Genomic DNA, 1,789 nt, shown 5'->3' on the forward strand with positions numbered 1-1,789 from the left:
GGACTTTCAGGGCATTTTCCTTAAAGACCTCGACCGCACGGCCCATGGCGGTGATTTCGTCATTACCGCGCACGGGAACCTCGATATCGAGATTGCCATCGGCCAGCGTGACCATGGTGTTTTGCAACCCGGCCAGACGGCGCAACAGATTGCCCCGGACATAGATCACGTAAATCGCCAGCGACAAAAGGATCGCCGCGATGGCGACGCCATAAAGAACCAGCGATCCCTGTTTTTGAATGTCGAAGGCAAGGGTGGCGGCGTCATCGACATCGCGTTGCAGGGCATCAACCAGTTCAGTGACCCCGGTGCGCATCGCATCGGCATGTTCGCCGCTTTGCTGCACAAACATCTGGGCATTGGCGATGGCCTGCAATTCCTTGCTGCGCAGATCGGGAATGCTGTTTTCACCGATGGAAAGCGCGCTCATTTGATCAACCAGATCGACATAAAAGGTTTTCAGCCTTTCATTTTCCAACTCGTTAATCAGGGCAAGGGCATCGGCATAGGCCCCGCGAACCCGAACCCCGACAATCGAGAGCCGTACGGCTTCGGTTTCGGTGGTTGCGGCGATGATCATATTGGCGGCAGAAGACCCGGCCCGTTCGATTGCAAGAACGGGGGTGCGGCTGTCAATGGCGGCATTATATTTCAGGAAGGCCGCGACCATATCGTCACGGGTTTTGTCAAACCGGGCCAGTTCATCCTTGCGCAAGGTTGATGCCAGCGCACTGGCCTGCGACATTTCGGTTTCGCTGGCAGACAGGATCGGCTTGAGGGTATCGCCATAGCGTTTGGCAAGGTCCTGGAATTTGGCCATCTTGTCGGCTTTTTCTGCCGTAATGGCAAACCGTTGCTGGGTGGCGGCGTGCAATTGTTCAAGCGCACCCTGAAGCAATACCCGGTTGCTGTTGATGACTTCTATGATGTCGGGGGCGGTGCCGGTTGTCTGTAATGCCGTAATTTTAAGGGACAAATCGGCCAGACGCTGATCGAGTTCATCCTTGACGATTTGTTCGTCTTCTGGTGTACGCGATGCAACGATGCGAGGCGCAATTGCAACAATTTCGGCACTTTCGGTTGCCAGTTGCTGGGCCTCGAACATCGGCGGAAGTTTGTCTTCGGTAATTTCGGATAAGGTTGCGCCAAACTGGTTAAAGGCAAAACCCCCAACCACGGCGGCAATAACGGCCATCAAGCCTACCAGCGCAAATGACGCCAGCAGCTTCCCCTGGACCCCAAATTTAGTTCCCATTCTCTGTATTCTTTCAATGTTTCAGCCGACTGGCCCTCCCTGCTGCCGGTTGTTTTAGGGTGATCCGTTGATGAGAGAACCGCTGCCATTAATGTGTTCGCATGTCGGGTCGTTCATCCGGAGATGGTATTTTTGACTTTTTATATCGTTCTGATACTGGCCTGTTGTGATTGTTCTCCAATCAGGATTCCATAACACACTATCAAATTAAAGATAATATGTTTGTAAAGTGTCGGTTTTAATAAGAGTACCTTACAGAGCAAGGCCCGCCGGGATGGCGGGCCTTGGCGATTGTTGGTTGGGTGTGATCAGGATGCCGCCCGGTCATGGGCCTGCTGACGCAGATCATCAAGGATGCGATTGATGCTGGAACGCAGATTTTCGACTTTCTCGGATGCCAGTTGTGCGGTTTGCAAGACCTGACCGGACAATTCGCCGGTTTTGCCGGTTTCATTGGCAACATCGGTGATCGAGGTCGATACCGCACGGGTACGGTCCGCCGCCCCGCGCACATTGCGGGTGATCTCGTTGGTC

The 1,789-nt window shown here is 53.8% G+C and carries 1 protein-coding gene and 1 pseudogene; both read right to left on the reverse strand.

Features of this window, described 5'->3' with window-relative positions:
• Positions 1-1,255, reverse strand: a 1,255-nt coding sequence (locus tag Q8O73_RS03420) for a HAMP domain-containing protein (protein WP_305555007.1), incomplete at its 3' end; no start/stop codon positions are given.
• Between the two features lie 308 nt (positions 1,256-1,563).
• A pseudogene (locus tag Q8O73_RS03425) lies at positions 1,564-1,789 on the reverse strand (methyl-accepting chemotaxis protein); the annotation flags it as partial.

Source organism: Thalassospira sp., from assembly GCF_030690045.1.
Taxonomy (GTDB): domain Bacteria; phylum Pseudomonadota; class Alphaproteobacteria; order Rhodospirillales; family Thalassospiraceae; genus Thalassospira.